Origin of the sequence: Vibrio sp. 10N.222.49.C9 (genome assembly GCF_041474985.1) — a bacterium.
Classification (GTDB): domain Bacteria; phylum Pseudomonadota; class Gammaproteobacteria; order Enterobacterales; family Vibrionaceae; genus Vibrio; species Vibrio crassostreae_C.
In genome coordinates this window covers 1-301 of record NZ_JBFRVD010000166.1, presented here as the reverse complement: position 1 = coordinate 301, position 301 = coordinate 1, and the positions used below count along the sequence as shown (strand labels likewise).

The window sequence follows — 301 nt, the reverse complement described above, 5'->3', positions numbered from 1 at the left end:
CACTTGGAGTTGATGCGGTAATGATTCATGCGGCAACTTTCACGCACGCTGCAATAGCAAAATTCTTTCTTGAGCGCGGAATACCCACGTTTGTCGATAAGCCTTTAGCAGACAATATTGCCGATGTTGAGATGCTTTATGAAACTGCGCAGAAGCACAATGTGCCTTTGTATGTGGGCTTTAACCGTCGACACATCCCTCTCTATAATCAATACATTCCTGAGCTTAACAGGCACGATGTAGGAGAACTTAGGTCACTGCATTGGGTAAAAAACCGGTTCGACCTTACTGGGGATATTCG

Annotated in this window: 1 protein-coding gene; it reads left to right on the top strand. The window is 45.2% G+C overall.

Annotated elements, in window-relative coordinates; genetic code table 11:
* A partial coding sequence (locus tag AB4585_RS22545) for a Gfo/Idh/MocA family protein (RefSeq protein ID WP_372171046.1) occupies positions 1-301 on the top strand: 301 nt, incomplete at both ends.